18 protein-coding genes are annotated in these 19,958 nt (G+C 40.9%); 14 read left to right on the top strand and 4 right to left on the bottom strand.

Going from position 1 to position 19,958, the window contains the following annotated elements; translation table 11 throughout:
* The first annotated feature begins 549 nt into the window (after positions 1-549).
* On the top strand, positions 550-1,644 hold the full coding sequence (locus E7204_RS07465) for a tyrosine-type recombinase/integrase (protein ID WP_295183192.1): 1,095 nt from the start codon (positions 550-552) through the stop codon (positions 1,642-1,644).
* Between the two features lie 122 nt (positions 1,645-1,766).
* On the opposite strand, the gene rpsR is transcribed toward E7204_RS07465, so the two are convergent.
* Genes rpsR through rpsF form a run of 3 tightly spaced genes read right to left on the bottom strand, consistent with a single transcriptional unit; the run spans position 1,767 to position 2,742 of the window.
* Positions 1,767-1,997, bottom strand: a complete 231-nt coding sequence (gene rpsR, locus E7204_RS07470) for a 30S ribosomal protein S18 (protein WP_006555209.1) — start codon at positions 1,995-1,997, stop codon at positions 1,767-1,769.
* A gap of 41 nt (positions 1,998-2,038) precedes the next feature.
* Positions 2,039-2,440, bottom strand: coding sequence for a single-stranded DNA-binding protein (locus E7204_RS07475; RefSeq protein ID WP_021840307.1), 402 nt, complete (start codon positions 2,438-2,440; stop codon positions 2,039-2,041).
* 17 nt (positions 2,441-2,457) lie between these two features.
* Positions 2,458-2,742 carry a 30S ribosomal protein S6 gene (gene rpsF, locus E7204_RS07480; RefSeq protein ID WP_006555211.1) on the bottom strand — a complete coding sequence of 95 codons (285 nt, stop codon included), beginning with the start codon at positions 2,740-2,742 and terminating at the stop codon, positions 2,458-2,460.
* A gap of 360 nt (positions 2,743-3,102) precedes the next feature.
* On the opposite strand from rpsF, the gene E7204_RS07485 reads away from it, so the two are divergent.
* The 6 genes from E7204_RS07485 to ychF all read left to right on the top strand — a co-directional run bounded on the left by E7204_RS07485 (position 3,103) and on the right by ychF (position 9,883).
* A complete protein-coding gene (locus tag E7204_RS07485) occupies positions 3,103-4,074 on the top strand; it encodes a diaminopimelate dehydrogenase (RefSeq protein ID WP_295183194.1) in 972 nt (323 codons plus the stop codon).
* Positions 4,075-4,353: 279 nt separating this feature from the next.
* Entirely contained in the window at positions 4,354-4,971 is a 618-nt protein-coding gene (locus tag E7204_RS07490; protein WP_295183196.1) for a TetR/AcrR family transcriptional regulator, read from the top strand.
* Between the two features lie 72 nt (positions 4,972-5,043).
* On the top strand, positions 5,044-6,018 hold the full coding sequence (locus E7204_RS07495; RefSeq protein ID WP_295183198.1) for an efflux RND transporter periplasmic adaptor subunit: 975 nt from the start codon (positions 5,044-5,046) through the stop codon (positions 6,016-6,018).
* A complete protein-coding gene (locus E7204_RS07500; RefSeq protein WP_295183200.1) occupies positions 6,015-7,517 on the top strand; it encodes an ATP-binding cassette domain-containing protein in 1,503 nt (500 codons plus the stop codon). Before E7204_RS07495 ends, E7204_RS07500 begins: the two co-directional genes overlap by 4 nt.
* A 1-nt stretch (position 7,518) precedes the next feature.
* Positions 7,519-8,652 (top strand): ABC transporter permease, encoded by a 1,134-nt coding sequence (locus tag E7204_RS07505; RefSeq protein WP_295183202.1) that lies wholly within the window; start codon positions 7,519-7,521, stop codon positions 8,650-8,652.
* A gap of 124 nt (positions 8,653-8,776) precedes the next feature.
* Positions 8,777-9,883, top strand: coding sequence for a redox-regulated ATPase YchF (ychF, locus tag E7204_RS07510; protein ID WP_295183204.1), 1,107 nt, complete (start codon positions 8,777-8,779; stop codon positions 9,881-9,883).
* A gap of 198 nt (positions 9,884-10,081) precedes the next feature.
* Here ychF and E7204_RS07515 read toward each other — a convergent pair whose 3' ends face one another.
* Positions 10,082-10,957, bottom strand: coding sequence for a DUF3298 and DUF4163 domain-containing protein (locus tag E7204_RS07515; RefSeq protein WP_226974593.1), 876 nt, complete (start codon positions 10,955-10,957; stop codon positions 10,082-10,084).
* 252 nt (positions 10,958-11,209) lie between these two features.
* Here E7204_RS07515 and E7204_RS07520 point away from each other — a divergent pair, with 252 nt between their 5' ends.
* From E7204_RS07520 to E7204_RS07550, 7 genes are all read left to right on the top strand, one after another.
* Entirely contained in the window at positions 11,210-13,300 is a 2,091-nt protein-coding gene (locus E7204_RS07520; RefSeq protein ID WP_295183206.1) for an oligopeptide transporter, OPT family, read from the top strand.
* A gap of 214 nt (positions 13,301-13,514) precedes the next feature.
* On the top strand, positions 13,515-14,816 hold the full coding sequence (locus E7204_RS07525) for an ABC transporter substrate-binding protein (RefSeq protein ID WP_295183208.1): 1,302 nt from the start codon (positions 13,515-13,517) through the stop codon (positions 14,814-14,816).
* A 106-nt stretch (positions 14,817-14,922) separates the two neighbouring features.
* Positions 14,923-15,801 (top strand): sugar ABC transporter permease, encoded by an 879-nt coding sequence (locus E7204_RS07530; RefSeq protein WP_295183210.1) that lies wholly within the window; start codon positions 14,923-14,925, stop codon positions 15,799-15,801.
* Positions 15,791-16,618 carry a carbohydrate ABC transporter permease gene (locus tag E7204_RS07535; RefSeq protein WP_156705580.1) on the top strand — a complete coding sequence of 276 codons (828 nt, stop codon included), beginning with the start codon at positions 15,791-15,793 and terminating at the stop codon, positions 16,616-16,618. The genes E7204_RS07530 and E7204_RS07535 overlap by 11 nt, the downstream gene beginning before the upstream one ends.
* Complete coding sequence (locus E7204_RS07540) at positions 16,618-17,703, top strand: ABC transporter ATP-binding protein (protein WP_295183213.1); 1,086 nt, start codon at positions 16,618-16,620, stop codon at positions 17,701-17,703. Before E7204_RS07535 ends, E7204_RS07540 begins: the two co-directional genes overlap by 1 nt.
* A 9-nt stretch (positions 17,704-17,712) precedes the next feature.
* Positions 17,713-18,480, top strand: a complete 768-nt coding sequence (locus E7204_RS07545; RefSeq protein WP_295183215.1) for a TIM barrel protein — start codon at positions 17,713-17,715, stop codon at positions 18,478-18,480.
* Positions 18,481-18,622: 142 nt separating this feature from the next.
* A complete protein-coding gene (locus E7204_RS07550; RefSeq protein ID WP_295183217.1) occupies positions 18,623-19,831 on the top strand; it encodes a PatB family C-S lyase in 1,209 nt (402 codons plus the stop codon).
* Positions 19,832-19,958 lie beyond the last annotated feature (127 nt).

Here is a 19,958-nt window from a genome sequence, read left to right on the forward strand (position 1 = left end):
GGAATCCCCATCCACGCTCAAATAGACAGTAAACTTTTTCTTTAATTTCTTTAGAATACTTTGCCATAAAAAAACTGCACCTCCAAAAATTGTGTCCAATTTTTGGGGTGCAGTTCAAAATAAGCCAAATAGCTAGTGTCTTATACTTTCATACCCGCATTGTAGAAAGCCCAGGTTTACAAAAACATGTATCGTTAAGGCTAAATAATCTACGAAACAGATTTTTCAGAGATAATACATTTGATAAAAATCTTTCGTTACGAACAACTTTTGAGTTTTTCAGCAAAATAATTGACAATTGGTACAAAGTCTTGTAGAATATCGGTATAAGCCAATAAACTTATATGTTTTTGCCGGAGCGATATTCTGTATTGCTCCGGATTTTTTTTACATAAATTTCCTAATTAACATCAAAATAAAAGACCCCCGGCTGCGCCAACAGCCGAGGGAAAATTGAATAGAATACCTGAAGCAGGTATACACTCAATCCGCAAGTTGATTATACCACGCTTCAGGTTAGTTTGTCATACTATTTAACTAACAAGGAGCGTGATTTTATTTATGGCACTAAGACGAAGCAACGGCAGCGGGACTGTTTACAAGAAAAAAGACCGTGCCCGGAGAAAGCCTTATTGTGCAGTGGTAACAATGGGCCTTGACCCGATTACCGGAAGGCAAACACGGAAGACGCTTGGCTATTTTGCCACGCAAAAAGAAGCCTGGACCGCATTGAATTTATATAATAATGACCCTAAATTTTATCTTGCCAAAGATATTACCTTTGGCGAGGTTTGGGATATGATGATTGCCCAAAAGGAAAATATGGGCGTGTCGAGTGCTGCTAATTACAACATGACCAAGAAACGCTGCACTCACATTTGGGACAAGCCGATTCAAAACATTAAACTCGTGCACTTGCAGGACATAGTGGATAGCAGCGGCTTATCATCGGCGAGTAAACGGCAAATAAAAGTGACGCTCAATGCCGTATTTACATTGGCTTTTGAAAATGATTTTGTTTTGAAAAATTATGCGGAGCTCATTAAATTGCCGGCACTTGGTCAATCTGATAAGCATAAACCACTTAGCACGGAAGACATGCGCATATTATGGCAGCATACCGATGATGAGATGGTGCAAATGGCCTTAGTGTATTGTTATACCGGAGCCCGCCCGATTGAGCTACTGCAAATGAAAGTGGACAATGTAAATTTAAAAGAAAAATATATGGTTGGTGGCGTTAAAACCGCCGCCGGTAAAGATAGGCATATTCCTATTGCGGACTGCATTTATCCATTTGTGAGCGAATTTTACAAGAAAAACGCATTTAGCCGGGGCTACTTATTCCCTGTTACCGCATCCTCAAGCTTGAGATATCGAATCAAGCAGATGATTGATAAATATGGCTTAGAAAATCATATCCCTCACGACTTCCGGCATACTTTTATTACACTTGCCAATAACTATCAAGTTAATGAGCTTGTTGTAAAAATGATTGTAGGGCACTCACGCGGGCGCGATATTACACAAGGGGTGTACACTCATAAAACTCACCAACAATTATTAGATGCCGTAAATTCCTTGCCATATGGTGCTGAAATGGACATGATATCACAAAATTTGGTGGGTGCTATAAAGGCCTAACAAATCAAGTTAGTGGGTGCTACTTGGGTGCTACAATCTCATTTTTACTCATTTTATTTCAAATTATAAAAATAAAGAACCCAACAAACATCATGCTTGCTGGGTTTCTGTTTAGATTGCGATTATTCTGCAGTGAATGGCAACAAAGCAATAGCGCGAGCGCGTTTGATTGCTAATGTTAATTTACGCTGATGTTTAGCGCAAGTGCCGGAAATACGACGTGGAAGAATTTTGCCGCGTTCAGTCGTGAAACGACGAAGTTTAGCAATATCTTTGTAGTCGATTTGATCTACATGATCAACGCAGAAGTTACATACTTTTCTTCTTGGTTTTCTGCTTCTATCTCTTCTCATTATGTGAATCCTCCTTTTCGAATTAGTAGGAGTCCTAAACACTAGAACGGAATGTTTTCATCGTTGCTGCTACCGAAGTTGTCAAAATTAGAAGACCCGCCACCGAAGCTGTCGGTATTCTGAGTATCTAACGATGTACCAACAAAGTTGGCTACTACTTCAGTTACATAGCGTTTTTGCCCATCCTGAGTTTCATAAGAACGGGTATTCAAACGACCTTCAACGAAACAACGGCTCCCTTTACGTAGGTTACCAGCTGCTTCCCCTAATTTACCCCAAGCTACACAGTTGATGAAGGCGGTTTGTTCCTTCTGTTCATTGGTAGTGGAATCAAAATATGTGTTTGTCGCAGCCACTGTAAATGATGCTACGGCTCTACCGGTTTTAGTAAAGCGCACTTCAGGGTCACGAGCTAAATTACCTAAGATCTGTACTGAGTTCATAGTAAACCTCCCAGAGCTTACTTGCCGTGTTTAACAATTAGGTGTTTAAGGACATCATCGTTGATTTTTAATACACGATCGATTTCTTTGATTTCTGCAGGATCTGCTTCAAAGTTAACCAATACGTAGAAACCGTCAGTGAATTTTTTCACTGCGTAAGCAAGACGACGCTTGCCCCAACGATCTACCTTTTCTACTGTGCCGCCTACACGAGCAATCAAAGCTTCTACTTTTTCAATAACCGCGTTGGTTGTCTCTTCTTCGGCTGGTTTCACAATCACCATGACTTCGTATTTGTTCATACAAAATCACCTCCTCTTTTGGACATATGCCCCTATCTTCCATAGGGGTAGGAAGCGCTTACCATCAATAAGCTTTTCAATTATATACTAATTCACATAAAAAGGCAAATTTTTTATGAAAAAAAGTCCAAACTTTCCAATAATTCCTATTTGTTGTTATTAATATCCCAATTTTCTATAGAAAATAATAATTTTAGCTATACAGCGAGCTACACACAGAGTATACTTAAATAAGAGTGTATATCAAAAAGAACACAAAATCGCTATATACGTAGGATTGATTATACGTAGAAATTATACGTAAAAAATTATTACGTAGGATTTATATTTAGGATGATTTATATTTAGGAGGTTTTACCTATGAAAATCAGAGTAGGCATCGTAGGTTACGGAAACTTGGGCCGTGGCGTAGAAGCATCTGTAAAATTACAACCGGATATGGAATTAGTTGGTGTTTTTTCCCGTCGTAGCGGCTTACAAACAGTAAGCGGTGTACCAAGTTATGCTATGAGCGAATTGGAAAGCTTTAAAGGCAAAATCGATGTTATGGTTCTTTGCGGCGGTTCTGCAACCGACTTAATCGAACAAACGCCGATGGTGGCAAAACATTTCACCGTTATCGACAGCTTCGACACCCATGCACGCATTCCGGAACATTTTGAAAACGTAAATAAAGCAGCAAAAGAAGGCGGCAATGCAGCCTTGATTTCCTGCGGCTGGGATCCTGGCATGTTCTCCTTACAACGCGTATTCGCTGAAAGCATTTTACCTCAGGGCAAATCCTACACCTTCTGGGGCCGCGGTGTCAGCCAGGGTCACTCCGATGCTATCCGTCGTTTGGACGGCGTAGTGGATGCTCGTCAGTACACTGTACCTCGCGAAGAATACTTGGAACAGATTCGTCAGGGTCAAACGCCTGAAGTTACTGCACAATCCGGCCATCTTCGTGAATGCTATGTAGTCGCTGAAGAAGGCGCCGACAAAGCTAAAATCGAAAATGAAATCAAAACTATGGAAAACTACTTCGTTGGTTATGAAACGATTGTTCATTTCATCTCCCAAGAAGAGCTCGACAAAAACCACAAAGGTATTCCACACGGCGGTTTCGTACTTCGTAGCGGCGAAAGCACCGAAGGTACCCGTCACGTTGTAGAATATTCCTTAAAACTCGACAGCAATCCTGAATTCACCGGTTCTGTATTAACTGCCTATGCTCGCGGTATTTATCGCTTGGCAAAACACGGCGGCACCGGCGCTTACACAGTATTTGATATTCCACCGGCATGGATTTCCACGCACAGCGCCGAAGAATTGCGTGCCCATTCTTTATAATTCGTAACAATATATTAATACCAATAATCGAATAACCTATATACTAAGAGGCTGTAACGAAAGCAGATTTTCTGTAATCGTTACGGTCTCTTTTTATTTTGAACTAAATATTAACCTTTTCATATTAATTCCAAAGGTCTTGCTTTTTATTTAAACAATGTTTAAAATAGAATTGCAAGTTAAACAATGTTTAAATTTTATAAACACATATCATACTAACTTCGGAAATTTCTAATCTTAATCTGTATTAGCAAGTATTAATAAACAAAGGAATTCATTATGGCAGAATCAACCAAAGATAAAATTATCAACACAACCTATCGCCTAATGCTCGACAATGACGATATCAGTAGCATTACAGTGCGTATGATTGCCGCCGAAGCGGATGTCAATGTAGCCCTCGTCAATTACCATTTTAAAAACAAAGATAATCTCTTCAATGAGGTGATCAACATAATTCTCATGCGGGCCAAAGGTTTCTTTCAAATCTTAGATGATGAATCAAAAACACCGAGACAGCGCTTATTTGATTTTTTACTGCAATATCAACAACACCTGGCTAAGCATAAGAAATTTATTTTCTATCTCTTTTTGTCTAAACAAGCCTATCCGACGCAAATGTCCTATATTCAATTCTTGCGCAGTCAAGGGATTTTCAAAATAGTAAACCCTATTACGGCACTCATTAAGGAGCGTCATCCGGAAGACTCGGAAGAAGCAATTCATAGCAAAAGTAAAATTATCTTCAGCCATTTAATTTCTATTTTGGTCTTCCCCGTACTCTACAGTGCCTCTATCAATGACGCTGTTAAGACCATGAAGGACGTTTTCGTCTCGCCGGAAAATACGGAAATGTCGCTGAAGTTCTTTTTTGACACCTATTTTCCTGAACAGTAATTTTTTGAAAAAGAAATCCCATCCAACCATCCTCTGATATTCTGATACATCTCTCAAAGTTAGGAGCTCCTTATGAAAAAGAAATACATCCCTATCGGCCTGGTGCTGATTCTATTAATCGGCATCGCCATCTACTACTTCTACCCCCGCACAACTACCGGCAAGGTAAACACAGTAGGCACCATCGAAGTACACCAATATGATATTACACCGCGCAGCAATGGCTATATTTCAGGCCTTGATGTTGATCTGGGTAGCCGCATCACCGAAGGTCAAACTCTTTTTACCTTATCCCAACCGACAACCAACACGGCCTTAGAAGCAGCCAAAGCATCCCTCGCTCAAGGTGCTGCTAATTTAGCCGATCTTCAAGCCGGTGCTCGGGAAGATCAAATCAAAGCGTATAAAGCACTGGTTGATTCGGCCACTGTTTCACGCGACCAAGCTTTAAAAGAGTATAATCGCTATGCCGCCTTATATTCCGAAGGCGCCGTATCGGCTCAAGTACGCGACCAGAAGCAACAAGCCTATGATGTGGCGGAACAAAATTTAGCGAAAGCTACTGCGGATTATCAGGAACTTTTACAGGGTACACGGAGTCAACAAATCGCTGCCGCACAGGCTCAGGTAGAGGCCTTAAATGCCAATGTAGCATCAGCGCAAAGTAATGTGGACGACTTAATCATGAAAAGCCCGGTTAACGGCCTTGTTTTAACCAAAAACTATAATAAAGGTGAATATGTGAAGGCCGGCGCTCCTGTTTTAACCATCGCCGACATGCAGGATGCATGGGTTCATATCTATGTATCAACCGAGCAATTAGCTCTCATTAAAGTAGGCGACAAAGCACAAATCAAAGTAGACGGCTTACCAAACCAAATCTTTGAAGGCTATATTGAACGCATCAGCCCTGAAGCGGAATATACACCGCGTCAAAGTATCACCAAAACGGAACGCTCAAATTTAGTATATAAAGTGCGTATTAAAGTAAAAAATGGTGAGGAAATTCTTAAGCCGGGTATGCCCGTGGATGTGGTGATTCCATGATTACCATTCAAAATGTCCACAAACATTACGGCGATGTGCACGCCCTTAAGGGTATCAACCTAAGCATTCCGGACGGTGAAATGTTTGGCCTCGTTGGTGCCGACGGTGCCGGCAAATCATCGCTCCTTCGCATGCTTTGCGGCCTAATCGTCCCAAACGAAGGAACTATAACTATTAATGGTGCCTCGCCGCGCGACATAAAGCACACTATCGGCTATGTATCGCAGCTCTTCGCTTTATATCCCAATCTAAGTGTATACGAAAACCTCGAGTTGTATGGTCGTCTATACGGACTCAATAAGGATGATCTGCACAATAAATGTGATACTCTCGCCGAATATGTAGGCCTCGGCCAATTTAAAGACCGCATGGCCAATGATTTATCCGGCGGCATGAAGCAGAAATTAGCTTTAGCCGTAGCCCTTTTAAATACGCCAAAGCTGCTCATCTTGGATGAACCGTCAACCGGTGTCGACCCCTTATCACGCCGCGAATTATGGACTTTGATCAAAAAAATCAACCAAGACGGTACTACCGTTGTTGTCGCTACACCTTTCATGGACGAAGCAGACTACTGCACGCAAATTGCCTTTTTTGAAGCCGGTCAAATCTTAGCCCTCGGTACGCCACAAGAACTACGAGCTCAGACCAATGTAAAAACAAACCAAACACTAGATGAAGTATATATTCGACTCGTCAATAAAAACAACGAACTTACCGCTGATTATGCGGTGCAGCATGACTTTGAGCGACTCACCGATAAACCAATCGTTATTCAAACGCAAGATTTGGTGCGTCGATTCGGTGATTTTACAGCCGTCAACAAGCTTAAAATTACTATTAAAGAAGGCGAAATCTTCGGGCTGCTCGGCTCCGACGGCTGCGGTAAATCCACCACAATCCGCATGCTCTGCGGTACCTTGGCGCCCACTGAAGGTAAAGTTAATGTATTGCAAACGGATGTCACTAAAAATGTAGCCCGCATCAAATCAAACATCGGCTACATGTCGCAAAAGTTCAGTCTCTATGCTGATTTAACAGTCATGGAAAACCTTACTTTTTACGGTCGCGTATACGGTTTAAAACGCGACAAGCTGGCTGAACGCATCGAGGTAGTCATTGCGGAACTTGATTTACGGGACATCAAGGATCGCTTAGTTCGCCAATTACCAACCGGCTGGCGTCAACGAGCCTCTTTAGGAGCCGCTATTTTACATAATCCATCCATTGTGTATCTGGATGAGCCGACCAGTGGTGTCGATCCGTTGACACGCCGCCAATTCTGGGACGTCATCAATAAACTATCCGACCGAGGCACCACGATTTTGGTAACTACTCACTTCATGGACGAAGCGGAACAATGTGACCGTATTCTTTTCATGGACAAAGGCCAAAAGATTATCGAAGGTCGTCCTAAAGTGTTAAAGGAAACCACACCTAACGCTCGGAATCTGGAAGATGCGTTTATTTATTATATGAAACAAGCTAGGAGTCAATGATATGCAACGAATTTGGGCTATACTGATAAAAGAGTTTCACCAGATGAAACGGGATAAAGCCACCTTATTTATGCTGATTTTAATGCCCTTAATGCAGCTCATTATTTTCGGCTACGCCATCAATACGGACGTAAAACATGTACCGACGGTCATTTATGACCAATCAAGAAGCGAAGAAAGTCGCGAGCTCATTAATGCCTTCGTAGGCACCTCCTACTACGATGTGGTTGAATATGTAGACAGCAACCAGGCCATGTTAGACAGCATTTATTCCGGTAAGGCCGTAGCGGCCCTCACCTTTCCTCCAACCTTCAGCGAGGATATTAAACACGGGCGCACCGCGGAAATGCAACTCATCGTCGACGCCAGTGACAATACCATAGCCAACAGCGCCATCAGTACGGCGCAACTCTTAGGACAACAGCGTTCTCTAAGTATTACGTCACAACGCTTGCTGGCTACCGGCCAAGCGATGCCGTCCGGTAATGCCATTGAAGTAAAAATCAACCCGTGGTTCAATCCGGATTTCATAACCGCCTATAACATTGTGCCGGGCATTATCAGCCTCATGATTACCATGACCTTGGTAAGTATTACAGCCATGGCCATAGTGCGCGAGCAGGAGGTTGGTACCTTGGAGCAGTTAATGGTAACGCCGCTCAAAGACTACGAAATTATTATCGGCAAAGTTATTCCCTATGTAATCATCGGCTACGCACAGGCGGGTATCGCCTTAATAGCCGGGATTCTGCTATTCGATGTGCCGTTTCAAGGGAGCTTCTTCGTTCTCTTTATGACAACCACCATCTTCCTCGTCGCCTCATTGATGCTGGGAATCCTCGTTTCCACCGTGGCCAAAACCCAGCTTCAAGCCATGCAGATGTCAATCTTGGTATATATGCCGAGCATCTTACTATCCGGCTTTATGTTCCCCCGTGTGGCCATGGATGCCATTTTCCAATACCTTGGTGCCATCATGCCCATGACCTTCTACTTGACTATCATCCGCGGCATCATGCTAAAAGGAATAGGTGTCGAGTATTTATGGCCACAGATTTTTGCCCTTATTACCTTCATTATCATCACCGGATTCATCAGTATTCATTCTTTTACCAATAAACGTAAAAACGGTTAACAGTGCATCCAAGCTGTTTGTATGTTATAATAAATTATTAACATAGTAATTTATAACTAACATAGACGTCGGTGGTTCCCATAATCACCTGTAGCAGACTTAACTGATGAGTGAGGAGAATGAAATGAGTACAAATCTTGAAGTAGGTATTGTAGGCCTTCCTAATGTGGGCAAAAGTACATTATTTAACGCCATTACCAAAGCCGGTGCCGAAGCGGCCAACTATCCGTTCTGTACAATCGAACCTAACGTAGGTGTCGTTGATGTGCCGGATGACCGCATCAACCAATTGGCCGTTATGTTTAAATCTAAAAAAATCATTCCGGCCGCTATGCGTTTTGTTGATATTGCCGGTCTCGTAGCCGGTGCCTCCAAAGGCGAAGGTTTGGGCAACAAATTCCTCAGCCATATTCGCCAAGTTGACGCCATCGCTCAGGTTGTACGTTGTTTCGATGACCCTAACATCACTCACGTAGCCGGTTCCATCGATCCGATTCGCGACATTGAAATCATCAACACGGAACTTTGCCTAGCTGACCTTGATTCCGTTGAAAAACGTAAACAGCGTATTGAAAAAATCGCCAAAAGCGGCGATAAAGATGCGCGCATCGAGCTTCCGATTTTGGAAAAAGTCATCGAAGGTCTCGGCGAAGCTATTCCGGTACGTGCTCAGGGTCTTGACGAAGAAGAATTGGAAATTCTTAAAGAGTTAACCTTGTTAACAGCCAAAAAATCCTTATATGTAGCCAATGTATCGGAAGATGAAATCTCCGATTACGAAGCTAACGAATATGTGAAAAAAGTAGAAGAATATGCAGCCAACGAAGGTTCCGGTGTCGTTGTCGTATCCGCTCGTATCGAATCGGAAATTGCCGAATTATCCGACGAAGAAGCAGCAGCGTTCCTCGAAGAACTTGGCCTTACCGAAAGCGGTTTAACTAAGTTGATTAAAGCCAGCTATTCCTTATTGGGCCTTATCAACTTCTTCACAGCCGGCGAAATGGAAGCCCGTGCTTGGACTATCGTAGAAGGTACGAAAGCCCCTCAAGCAGCCGGTAAGATTCACTCTGATATTGAAAAAGGCTTTATCCGTGCGGAAATCGTAGCATTTGACGACCTCGTAGCTTGCGGCAGCCAGAATGCGGCCAAAGAAAAAGGTCTCGTACGCCTCGAAGGTAAAGACTATGTCATGAAAGACGGCGATGTAACCTACTTCCGCTTCAATGTGTAAGAGTTATACCACATAATAAAAATAATTGCTTATAAAAGAATACTATTGAGTCATTTGACCAAACAAAAACAGTACGCTGTTCCCTCTTCGGAAGCGGCGTACTGCTTTTTTATGCCGTAATTTGTAATGTTTTACTTACTCAGTAACAAACTATTGCATTTTTTATTATCAAAATTTAAATTTAGACTGCCACTGAGCTTAGTATTTCAATTTACCCATTGGTACATAAATCGTACCGGAGGACATTGGACCCACCGTGCCCTGCTGGAAGATAACAAAGATTTCATGGTCTTCCGTAGCATAGAAATCGGACGGAACTTTGTCGACCGTTCTGTTTTCAGGGAAAAACTGTGGTTTTAAATCTTCATCATTAGCAATGGCTTGATTTAATTCATCTAATTTAACGCCGCCAAAGTCATGCAAAGTCAACACTTTACCGCTGGTGCTGTTAAAAGTAAATGCTTTTACCGTATTAAGGCCGTTAGCTGCCTGATCACCAATGGTGTACGACTTAAGTAATACACTGAAAATCCCTTTGTCATTGGCTTTAACATCGTAGGTCATGTACAGATTTTCTTTCACGTCCGCTTTGAGATTGTTTTTTTCCAAATTCTTCTGCAACGTTTGTACATATTTAGTGATGCGACTGTTAATTTCCTTCGTTACCACCGGGCTGACGGATGTTACTGTCGGATAAGTAACATGGATGCGATCACCGCTGATAGCGATTGGTTGAACGGCTACGGATAAACGCTGATAATACGCATTAGCTTCCGGAACTTTCACCAAATCCGCTTCGCGAGATAACTCATCGGATGCTTCCCACATCGCTTTATTGGATGCCGGCGAAATATCCGAAGACACACGTTTAGTCATAACGCCGGTCGTATTGTTATGTGCTTCGGTCGGCGTCTGTACTGCCACAATATCGCCGTTGTCATCGACTACAGCAGCAGCCGGTTCGGAATCCACTTTTACAACGGCTACGTCAGCGGCATTAACGCCGCCAAAACCGCCCAAAGCAATGGATCCGAATACAGCGGCCATTATATATTTTTGCCATTTCTGTTTCATAAAAAATTCCTCCTTCATTCCCCTTTATGGCTAATGTACGTTAATACATTAAATCATGCCAAAAAACACTGTATATTTATAATATAACAAAAAACGGTGAAAAAATCATGATATTCTGCATTTTTTCATGATGATTTGTGATGTATACAATATAGAGTTAAAATTGAGATTGAATTTTGTCCACAATTTATGTACAATCGTCTTGTAGGATTATTAGATGTTCTATTTTTTATTCTCTCAAGGAGGGTTAGTATGAAGCATGATTTTATGAGTCATGACTTACATCTGCCGGAATTGACGTTCCGCGGTATGCTCTTAGGCGTACTCATTACTATTATTTTTACCGCGTCAAACGTTTACTTAGGCTTAAAAGTTGGCTTAACCTTCTCCAGCTCCATTCCAGCCGCTGTAATTTCCATGGCTATCCTTCGTTTTTTCAAAGACTCCAACGTTCTTGAAAACAACATGGTTCAAACTCAAGCATCGGCTGCCGGTACTTTATCGGCTGTTATTTTCGTTTTGCCGGGCCTCTTGATGCTAGGCTATTGGCAAGGGTTCCCTTATGGCGAAACTTTATTGCTCTGTGCCTGTGGCGGTTGTTTAGGTGTATTATTTACAATTCCGCTTCGTCGTGCCATGGTAGTAAACAGCGATTTACCATATCCGGAAGGCCGTGCGGCTGCTGAAATTCTTAAAGTCGGCAGTCAGAATCATGGCGACAGCGCTGCAAAAAGTGCCAGCGGTATGAAAGAAATCGTAAGTGGCGGTATTTTTGCCGGTATCATCAGTCTTTTCACTAACGGCTTCCATTATTTAGCCGGTGAAATGAGTTTCTGGTTCGGCGTTGGCCGTGGGGTAACTCAATTCCCGCTCGGCTTCTCCACAGCCTTACTCGGTGCCGGTTTCCTTATCGGTATCTCCAGTGGTATCGCTATCTTGGTAGGTATGATCATCGCTTGGGGCGGTTTCGTACCTTACTTAACTAATGTATTGCCAATGGGCGATGCTAAATCGATTGAATCGTTTGCTATGACTGTTTGGAAGGAAAAAGTTCGTTTTATCGGTGCCGGTTGTATCGGTATTGCCGCTATCTGGACTCTCATCACTTTAACTAAACCAATTATCGAAGGTATGCGTATTTCCGTTCAGAACATGAAAATGTCCGGCGAAGAACGTGCTACTCATCGCATGGATACAGATATGAAGCCATCCACTATCGCTATCGTATTCTTATTCATTTTAGTTGGCCTTGTTATCTGTTTCTACTCCTTCGTAAGTGCAGTAAACATCAGCCCTGTTCTTATGTGGACACTTGTTATCTGCGGTATCGTTATCGCTCTTTGCATCGGTTTCTTCGTAGCTGCTGCCTGCGGTTACATGGCCGGTCTTATCGGTACATCCGCGAGCCCAATCTCCGGTATCGGTATCTTGGGTATCATCATTTCGTCCCTCGTAGTATTTGCCATTGCTTCTGCCAATGACTTATTCGCTACACCTGAAGGCGTAAAATTCGCAACTGCTATGGCTTTATTCATGACCAGTGTGGTTGTTTGTATCGCCGCTATTTCCAACGATAACTTACAGGACCTCAAAACCGGTCAACTCGTAGGCGCTACACCTTGGAAACAGCAGGTAGCCTTACTTATCGGTTCCGTTGCCGGCGCTATCGCTATCGCTCCGGTTCTCAACCTTTTATACGAAGCATATGGTTTTACCGGTGCTTTACCTCGTGCCGAAATGGATCCTTCCGCAGCCTTGTCTGCACCGCAAGCTACTTTGATGACAACCATTGCTCAAGGTATCTTCAGTTCCAACCTTGATTGGGATTACATCCTTATCGGTGTTGGTATCGGTATTATCGGCATTATCGTTAACTTAGTATTAAAGAGCACTACTGCTACTTTATCCTTGCCGCCATTGGCTATCGGGATGGGTATCTATTTACCGCCATCTCTTGAAATGCCACTCGTTATCGGTTCTTTGATGAGCTATTTCGTAGGCAAATACTTAGTTAAACGCGCTAAAGAACGTAGCGGCGAATTGGCGGAAGCCGATGTTGAACAATGTAACCGTCGCGGCGTCCTCTTCGCTTCCGGTATGATCGTAGGCGAAAGCTTAATCGGCGTAATTATTGCGGTTATCATCGTTATCTCCGTAACTTCCGGCGGTGGCGAAGATCCACTCAGCATGGTTGGCAAAGACTTTGCAAATACAGCTGAATGGCTTGGTTTAGGTGTCTTCATCCTCACAATTGCTTACTTCGTAAATCTCGTATTATCCACTAAGTTCAATCGTGAAGAAGCACTCGAAATCCAGCGCATTAACGAAGAAGAACATAAATAATATCTTACAAATCTAATCATGAGAACTGCCATGTCCGAAAGGATGTGGCAGTTTTTTTGTTTCCTACAAAAATCTTACAAAACCTTGAAAAAATTTTAGTAAATTTTACATTTTTCATCTTGAATGTTTACATTATTATGATTAAATGAAAAATATGTGGTGCACTAAATTCTAATCTAGTATAGTAAAACCTTATTCAAGGTAGGAGGAAATCATGAGATTAAAAGCCATTTTATCCGGCCTGTTTTGTATGCTGGCCTTGCTCGTACTTGCAGGTTGTGGCAACTCAACTTCAAACAGCGGCTCAGCAAATGACAAAGTAGTAGAAATTGAATATTGGCATGTAGCATCCGATAGCTTCGGTGGACAAACAGTTCGTGAATTGGTTGCCGATTTTAACAAAACACATCCTAATATTAAAGTAACTGAGAAATTTAATCCGGATATGTACAAAGGCTTAACTCAAAACTTACAAGCCGCTTTAGCATCCGGCCAGACACCGGACGTAGTGCAAATGGGTTGGAACTTCTTAAACTATGCACATGAAAACTTTGAAACGGAAAATATTGATAAAATTTTCGCTGATGCAGGTGATCCTAATTTTATCAAAGATACCTTCAAACCTAATATTGCTCGCTTGGCACAAACAGATAACGGCGATCAAGTTGGTGTTCCTTACTCCTTATCATTACCGGTTTTATACTATAATCCGGATATCTTTAAAGCTGCCGGTTTAGACCCTAATAAACCACCGAAAACATGGGAAGAAGTAGCAGAATATGCTAAACAAATTAAAGAAAAAACAGGTAATCCTGCATTCTTTATGCAAGAATATGCCGATACTTGGACAAACCAAGCACTAGTTGAATCCAACGGCGGCACCATGTTAACTCATAAAGACGGTAAATGGCAGGCCGGCTTTGATACCCCTGAAGCTGCTCATGCATACCAAATAATTGCCGATATGGTTAAAAACGGCACCGGCTTACACGCAACTAACGAAGAAGGTTTCCAAAGCTTTACTTCCAGCAAATTAGCTATGGTAGCAACAACCATCGGTAAACGTGCTAATTTTGAAAAATCTTCTAACTTCAAAGTAATGACTACAACCTTCCCTGCCTTTGGCAACAAACCGGTTAAAGTACCTGCCGGCGGTAACTTCCTCATGATTCTTAGCAAAGACAAAGCTAAACAAAAAGCAGCTGTTGAATTTGTAAAATACTTAGAAAGTGCCGAAAACTTAACTAAATGGGATACTGGTACCGGTTACTTACCACCTCGTAAAAACATGGCACAAGAAGGCCCATACAAAAAATTAATTGATGAAAACGAAAATATTAAGAAAGCCATGGAAATGCTTCCTAATGTAACACCTTGGGTTAGCTTCCCGGGACAAAACGGTTTACAAGCAGAACAAGTTTTAATTGATGCCCGAGACGTTATCCTTAATGGCAGCAAAACTGCAACTGAAGCCTTGCATGAAGCAGCTTTAAAAATTAACGATTTACTGAAGTAACATTTCTAAAAATTTTCATATTGTAAAATTAATGCCATTAGAATCAGTAGACCTTAGCTTTTGTTTTTGTCTATTGATTCTAATTGTGCTTAGAAGGAGTCTTAATATGAATCGTCTTTCAAAATCAGGCTACTTACTATTCTTACCGGCTACATTTTTCTTTTTGGTCTTTTATTATTGGCCTTTACTCGTCAATGTAGCGCTAAGCTTCTTCTCATGGAATATGGTAAGTTCTAAGATTAAGTTTGTTGGAATTTCAAACTATACCGATATTGTACAAACGGCTGAATTTTATTCTGTAATTGTAAATACAGTTTTATTTGTCCTATTTCTTTTAATTTTTAACTTTGTATTACCTTATATTTATTCTTATATCTTAGCTTATGTTCTTAAATACGGGAAAAATCTATACAAAGTATTTTTCTTTATGCCTTCGCTTTTTAGTCTATCCGTTGCAAGTATTCTGTTCTTATGGATATATAATCCATTAGCGGGACCTATTGATGCCATTTTACAAATATTTGGTCTTGATTCTCCTCGTTGGCTGAAAGAACCAATTTTAGTTATTTTCTCTATTAGCATGATTATTGCTTGGAAAGTATTTGGCTATAACTTTATTCTTATGTTGGCTGCCATGATGTCCGTTTCCAAAGAAATGATTGAAGCAGCTCGTTTAGAAGGTGCCTCTGATTGGGTCATATTACGTAAAATTATAATCCCCCAAACATCTTCGTCCGCAATCTACGTCTTTGTTATTACCGTGGTATTCGGCTTACTGTACGTCATGATTCCGGTCAATATATTAACTCAAGGCGGACCTAATCAAGGCAGTGCAAACCTCGTATACGTTATTTACCAATATGCTTTCGTATTCTATCAAGTCGGCAAATCGGCGGCGTATGCTGTGTTAACGATGTTATTATTCGTTATATTTGCTTGGTGGCGTAATAAAGTATTAGATAAGAAGGTATACTATGAAAATTAATCTAAAAAAAGAACTTATTGGCCATATCATCCTTATAGTTTCGCTGCTCATTTGCTTATGGCCTATTGTATTTCTAGTATCGGCTTCTTTAAAAGATTTAAATCAAATCTTCCAGTACCCTTTGAATCCGCTACCGGAAAATCCAACATTATCCAACTATTTTACGGTATTGGACCGATTCCCTATTTTCCAATTTACTGGTAATACCTTTTTTATTGCCATTACGGTTACTATTTTTAAGATCATAACTAGCTTATTAGCCGGATTCGGATTTGTTTACTATCGATTTAAAGGCAGAGAATTACTATTCAATTCCATGGTTCTGACCTTTTTTATTCCTATGTCCGTCTTAATCATGCCTAATTATTTATTGATCTCTTCATTGGGACTTTTAGACACACCTTATGGTGTTATTCTCGTAGAAATTGTAGATGGCATGGGTATTTACTTAATGCGCCAAACTATGCGCAGTATTCCAAAAAGTATTTACGAATGTGCCATTTTAGAAGGAGCTTCACCGCTGTATATCTTATGGCACATTATTCTCCCCTTAGTAAGACCATCAGTAATCTCCATTAGTATTATGTTCTTTATCAATGCTTGGAATGAATATTTTTGGCCATTGCTTATTTTAAAAAGTAAAACAGAATATACCTTGGCCTTGGCATTACCAATGTTTATTAGTGCCGAAGGCGGCAGTGAATGGGGCTTGGCTATGGCACTCGCCGTATTGACCAGCATTCTACCATTTATTTTATTCATAATTTGCCAAAAATATATTCTCAATACGTTTATTCAATCAGGAGTTAAAGGATAATGCATAATATAGTTTTCAATAAAGTAAGCAAAACCTATCATGAAAAAGAAATCATAAAACAGTTAAGCTTTGAAATCAAAGAAGGGGAACGAGTAGTTTTACTAGGACCATCCGGTTCCGGTAAAAGTACGACGCTTCGTATGATTGCCGGCTTAGAAGATATTAGCGACGGCGAGTTATATATGGGCGAAACTCTAATTAATGATGTACCCGCCGGAGATCGTAATATAGCTATGGTCTTCCAAAACTACGCTTTATTCCCTCATTTTAATGTATGGGACAATATCGTATTTGGTCTAAAACTACAAAACCTGCCTGAGACTGAAATCAAAGAACGGGCTAAAGCTGCTATCGAAATGTTGAATTTAAAAGGCTACGAAAATCGCCTGATTCAATCACTGTCGGGTGGCCAAAAGCAAAGGGTTGCATTATGCCGTGCTATCGTAAAACAATCGCCGTATTTTTTATTAGACGAACCATTAGCAAATCTGGATGCTCAACTTCGTCAACATGCTCGCCAAGAGCTTATTAAAATCCACGAAAGTTGTAATTCTACTATGATTTATGTTACTCATGATCAAGTAGAAGCCATGACCATAGGTCAACGAATCGCTATTTTACACGAAGGCCTGTTACAACAATTTGATAAACCGGAAATTGTATATGATAATCCGGCTAATTTATTCGTAGCTTCATTTATTGGTACGCCGGCTATGAATCTATGGCCTTTATTTACTAATAACGGTCAAGTAACCATCGGGTCTTCTACATTGGAATTGCCTCCATATGTAAAAGAAAAGCTTACAACGCCTGCTCTTACCGTAGGTATTCGTCCGGAAAAATTACGCCTTGCCCCGTTAGAACGAGCTATGTTACATGGACAATGCCAATATATTGAAAATATCGGTAATATTCAAAACTGTTTATTCCAAGTAGATGATACGATTAAAGGCTTTATTCAATTTTCAGGATCAGAAAACAAATTTAATGTCGGTGATTCACTGGGTCTTGATTTCAATTGGAATGATGTTTGCTTCTTTGACAGTGAAACCGGCGACAATTTAAATTTAAAACAAGCACACTAAGGAGGAACCATGAATATTATTGCCATTAGCGATTTATTATTTCCTGCATTTGAAAAAAATACACTTAGAAATTTACCTCAAAATTTAGGCATGGAGTTTTTCGTAGAATTCGGATCATTGGAATATTGGCGAACTTTATTGCCTAACTTCCAGATTAAATCACGCTCCATATCCTTACACGGACCTTGTGTAACCGTTAATTTAGCCAATCCTAATGATACAGATTATCTTAGCCGCTATGAAGAAACCTTCAATTTCGGTAAAGAAATTAAAGCACAATTTATCGTTGTTCATACTAATGAACAATGGACCGGCCAAAAAGAAGATATACAAAAATTAGTCATTGAACGTCTTCAAGAACTTAGCGATTTAGCGGTTAAAATAAATGGTCCCCAGCTAGCCCTGGAAAATGTCGGCTTATTAACTTATAACCTGTTTAACGAATCAGAATACATTGAACTATTTAATAAATTCCCTAATATTGTATCCCTTATTGATGTGGGACATGCCAATGTTAATCAATGGAATCTACAACATGTAATTCAAAGTTTAAATGAAAAAATAGTAGCTTATCATTTACATGATAATTCCGGCCTAAAAGATGAGCACCAACCTATCAATTCCGGTACTATCAATTGGTCTGAATTATTTAAATCCATTAACACATATTCACCGAATGCCATTAAAGTATTAGAATATGCCAATGGCACTTTTAAAACTATGGATGAATTATTACAGCATCTTACTTCCATAGAATCATTAACAACAACTAAATAAAAAATACAAAGAAGGCCATACTTAGCAGTTACACTGTTACGTATGGCCCTCTTTCTATCTCTTACACTATTTTGTTATAATGAAATTAATTCCTAATATATAAAATTTTTAATATACATACACTGTTACAGGAGGTGTAATAATGAGTCAAACCATGACCAAAGAAGAATTTTTAAGTCGCTACGCCCTCGATCGTCGTGGCTCCAATAGTGTTAAATGGGACGGGTTAAAACAGCGTTTTCGTACCGATGACGTTATCCCTATGTGGGTGGCCGATATGGATTTCAAGGTTCCGGAAACAGTAACGGAAGCCCTTACTGAACGTATCAAACATGGTGCTTTTGGCTATTCGTTAATCAGCCCAACCTATCACCAAACCTTTATCGATTGGCTCACTCGTCATCACGGCTACACACCTAAGAAAAACTGGCTTCGCTTTACGAGCGGCACCATAACCACGTTATTCTGGATTTTACATGCGTTTACCCAACCAAAAGACAATATCCTTATTCTTTCACCAGTGTATTATCCGTTCTACAGCACACCTCAGGATACAGGCCGCACACCAATCTGCAGCGAACTAAAACAAGACGAAACAGGTCGCTACTACATAGATTTTGACGATGTGGAAGTAAAAATTAAAGAGCATGCTATTAAAGTCTTCATTTTTTGCAATCCCCATAATCCGGTAAGCCGCATCTGGTCGGAAGAAGAGATGGTTAAACTCTTCACCCTTTGCGAAGAAAATAATGTGCTCATCGTCAGTGATGAAATCCACGAAGACTTCCATTTTGGTCCGGACCCATATATCCCGGCCTTAGCCTTACAAGACGGTCGCTTCAAAGATTCTATTATCACCATTACCAGTGCTTCCAAAACCTTTAATCTGGCATCCTTGCCGGTGGCTCATACGATTATCCCGAACGAAAAGCTGCGCAAGCAATTTGATGCCTACGTAGCAACCATAGACCATACACAATTACCGGTACTCGATTTAATCGCTACTGAAACAGCCTATCAGACAGGCGATGTATGGCTAACAGGACTCTTGGCCGTCATTCAAAGCAACTACGAGCTTTTAAAAACTATGCTTCTCAAAGCAGCGCCTAAACTGGTATTTACGCCGCTTGAAGCAACCTACCTCGCCTGGGTCGACTTCAAAGCCTATGTAGAGCCGGATGAACTGGACAATTTTATGATCAAACAATGCCGTGTCGGCGTCAATACGAGTCCTAACTTTTCACCGGCTACACCGGGTTTTGTACGCTTCAACTTGGCAGCCCATCCGGATACAGTGTGCGAAGCCGCCAATCGTATTATTAAAGGATTACAATCTATTAACCAAATTTAATTTTAAAGCAAAAACCTCCTACACCAACGGTGATCTGCACCCATTTTCTTGGACAGAAGTAATTAAGCAACTTTTTGGGAATGGGTCCGGTATTCTACCGGACTCATTCCTTTTAATTTAAGTTTGA

This window comes from Veillonella sp., from assembly GCF_015058545.1.
Classification (GTDB): domain Bacteria; phylum Bacillota; class Negativicutes; order Veillonellales; family Veillonellaceae; genus Veillonella_A.

Coding starts and splice junctions, on each gene's coding strand:
- E7204_RS07525 (WP_295183208.1), top strand. CDS start 13,515: ATGAGATTAAAAGCCATTTTATCCGGCCTGTTTTGTATGCTGGCCTTG.
- E7204_RS07515 (WP_226974593.1), bottom strand. CDS start 10,957: ATGAAACAGAAATGGCAAAAATATATAATGGCCGCTGTATTCGGATCC.
- E7204_RS07520 (WP_295183206.1), top strand. CDS start 11,210: ATGAAGCATGATTTTATGAGTCATGACTTACATCTGCCGGAATTGACG.
- ychF (WP_295183204.1), top strand. CDS start 8,777: ATGAGTACAAATCTTGAAGTAGGTATTGTAGGCCTTCCTAATGTGGGC.
- E7204_RS07500 (WP_295183200.1), top strand. CDS start 6,015: ATGATTACCATTCAAAATGTCCACAAACATTACGGCGATGTGCACGCC.
- E7204_RS07495 (WP_295183198.1), top strand. CDS start 5,044: ATGAAAAAGAAATACATCCCTATCGGCCTGGTGCTGATTCTATTAATC.
- E7204_RS07505 (WP_295183202.1), top strand. CDS start 7,519: ATGCAACGAATTTGGGCTATACTGATAAAAGAGTTTCACCAGATGAAA.
- E7204_RS07490 (WP_295183196.1), top strand. CDS start 4,354: ATGGCAGAATCAACCAAAGATAAAATTATCAACACAACCTATCGCCTA.
- rpsF (WP_006555211.1), bottom strand. CDS start 2,742: ATGAACAAATACGAAGTCATGGTGATTGTGAAACCAGCCGAAGAAGAG.
- E7204_RS07530 (WP_295183210.1), top strand. CDS start 14,923: ATGAATCGTCTTTCAAAATCAGGCTACTTACTATTCTTACCGGCTACA.
- E7204_RS07545 (WP_295183215.1), top strand. CDS start 17,713: ATGAATATTATTGCCATTAGCGATTTATTATTTCCTGCATTTGAAAAA.
- E7204_RS07485 (WP_295183194.1), top strand. CDS start 3,103: ATGAAAATCAGAGTAGGCATCGTAGGTTACGGAAACTTGGGCCGTGGC.
- E7204_RS07550 (WP_295183217.1), top strand. CDS start 18,623: ATGAGTCAAACCATGACCAAAGAAGAATTTTTAAGTCGCTACGCCCTC.
- E7204_RS07540 (WP_295183213.1), top strand. CDS start 16,618: ATGCATAATATAGTTTTCAATAAAGTAAGCAAAACCTATCATGAAAAA.
- E7204_RS07475 (WP_021840307.1), bottom strand. CDS start 2,440: ATGAACTCAGTACAGATCTTAGGTAATTTAGCTCGTGACCCTGAAGTG.
- rpsR (WP_006555209.1), bottom strand. CDS start 1,997: ATGAGAAGAGATAGAAGCAGAAAACCAAGAAGAAAAGTATGTAACTTC.
- E7204_RS07535 (WP_156705580.1), top strand. CDS start 15,791: ATGAAAATTAATCTAAAAAAAGAACTTATTGGCCATATCATCCTTATA.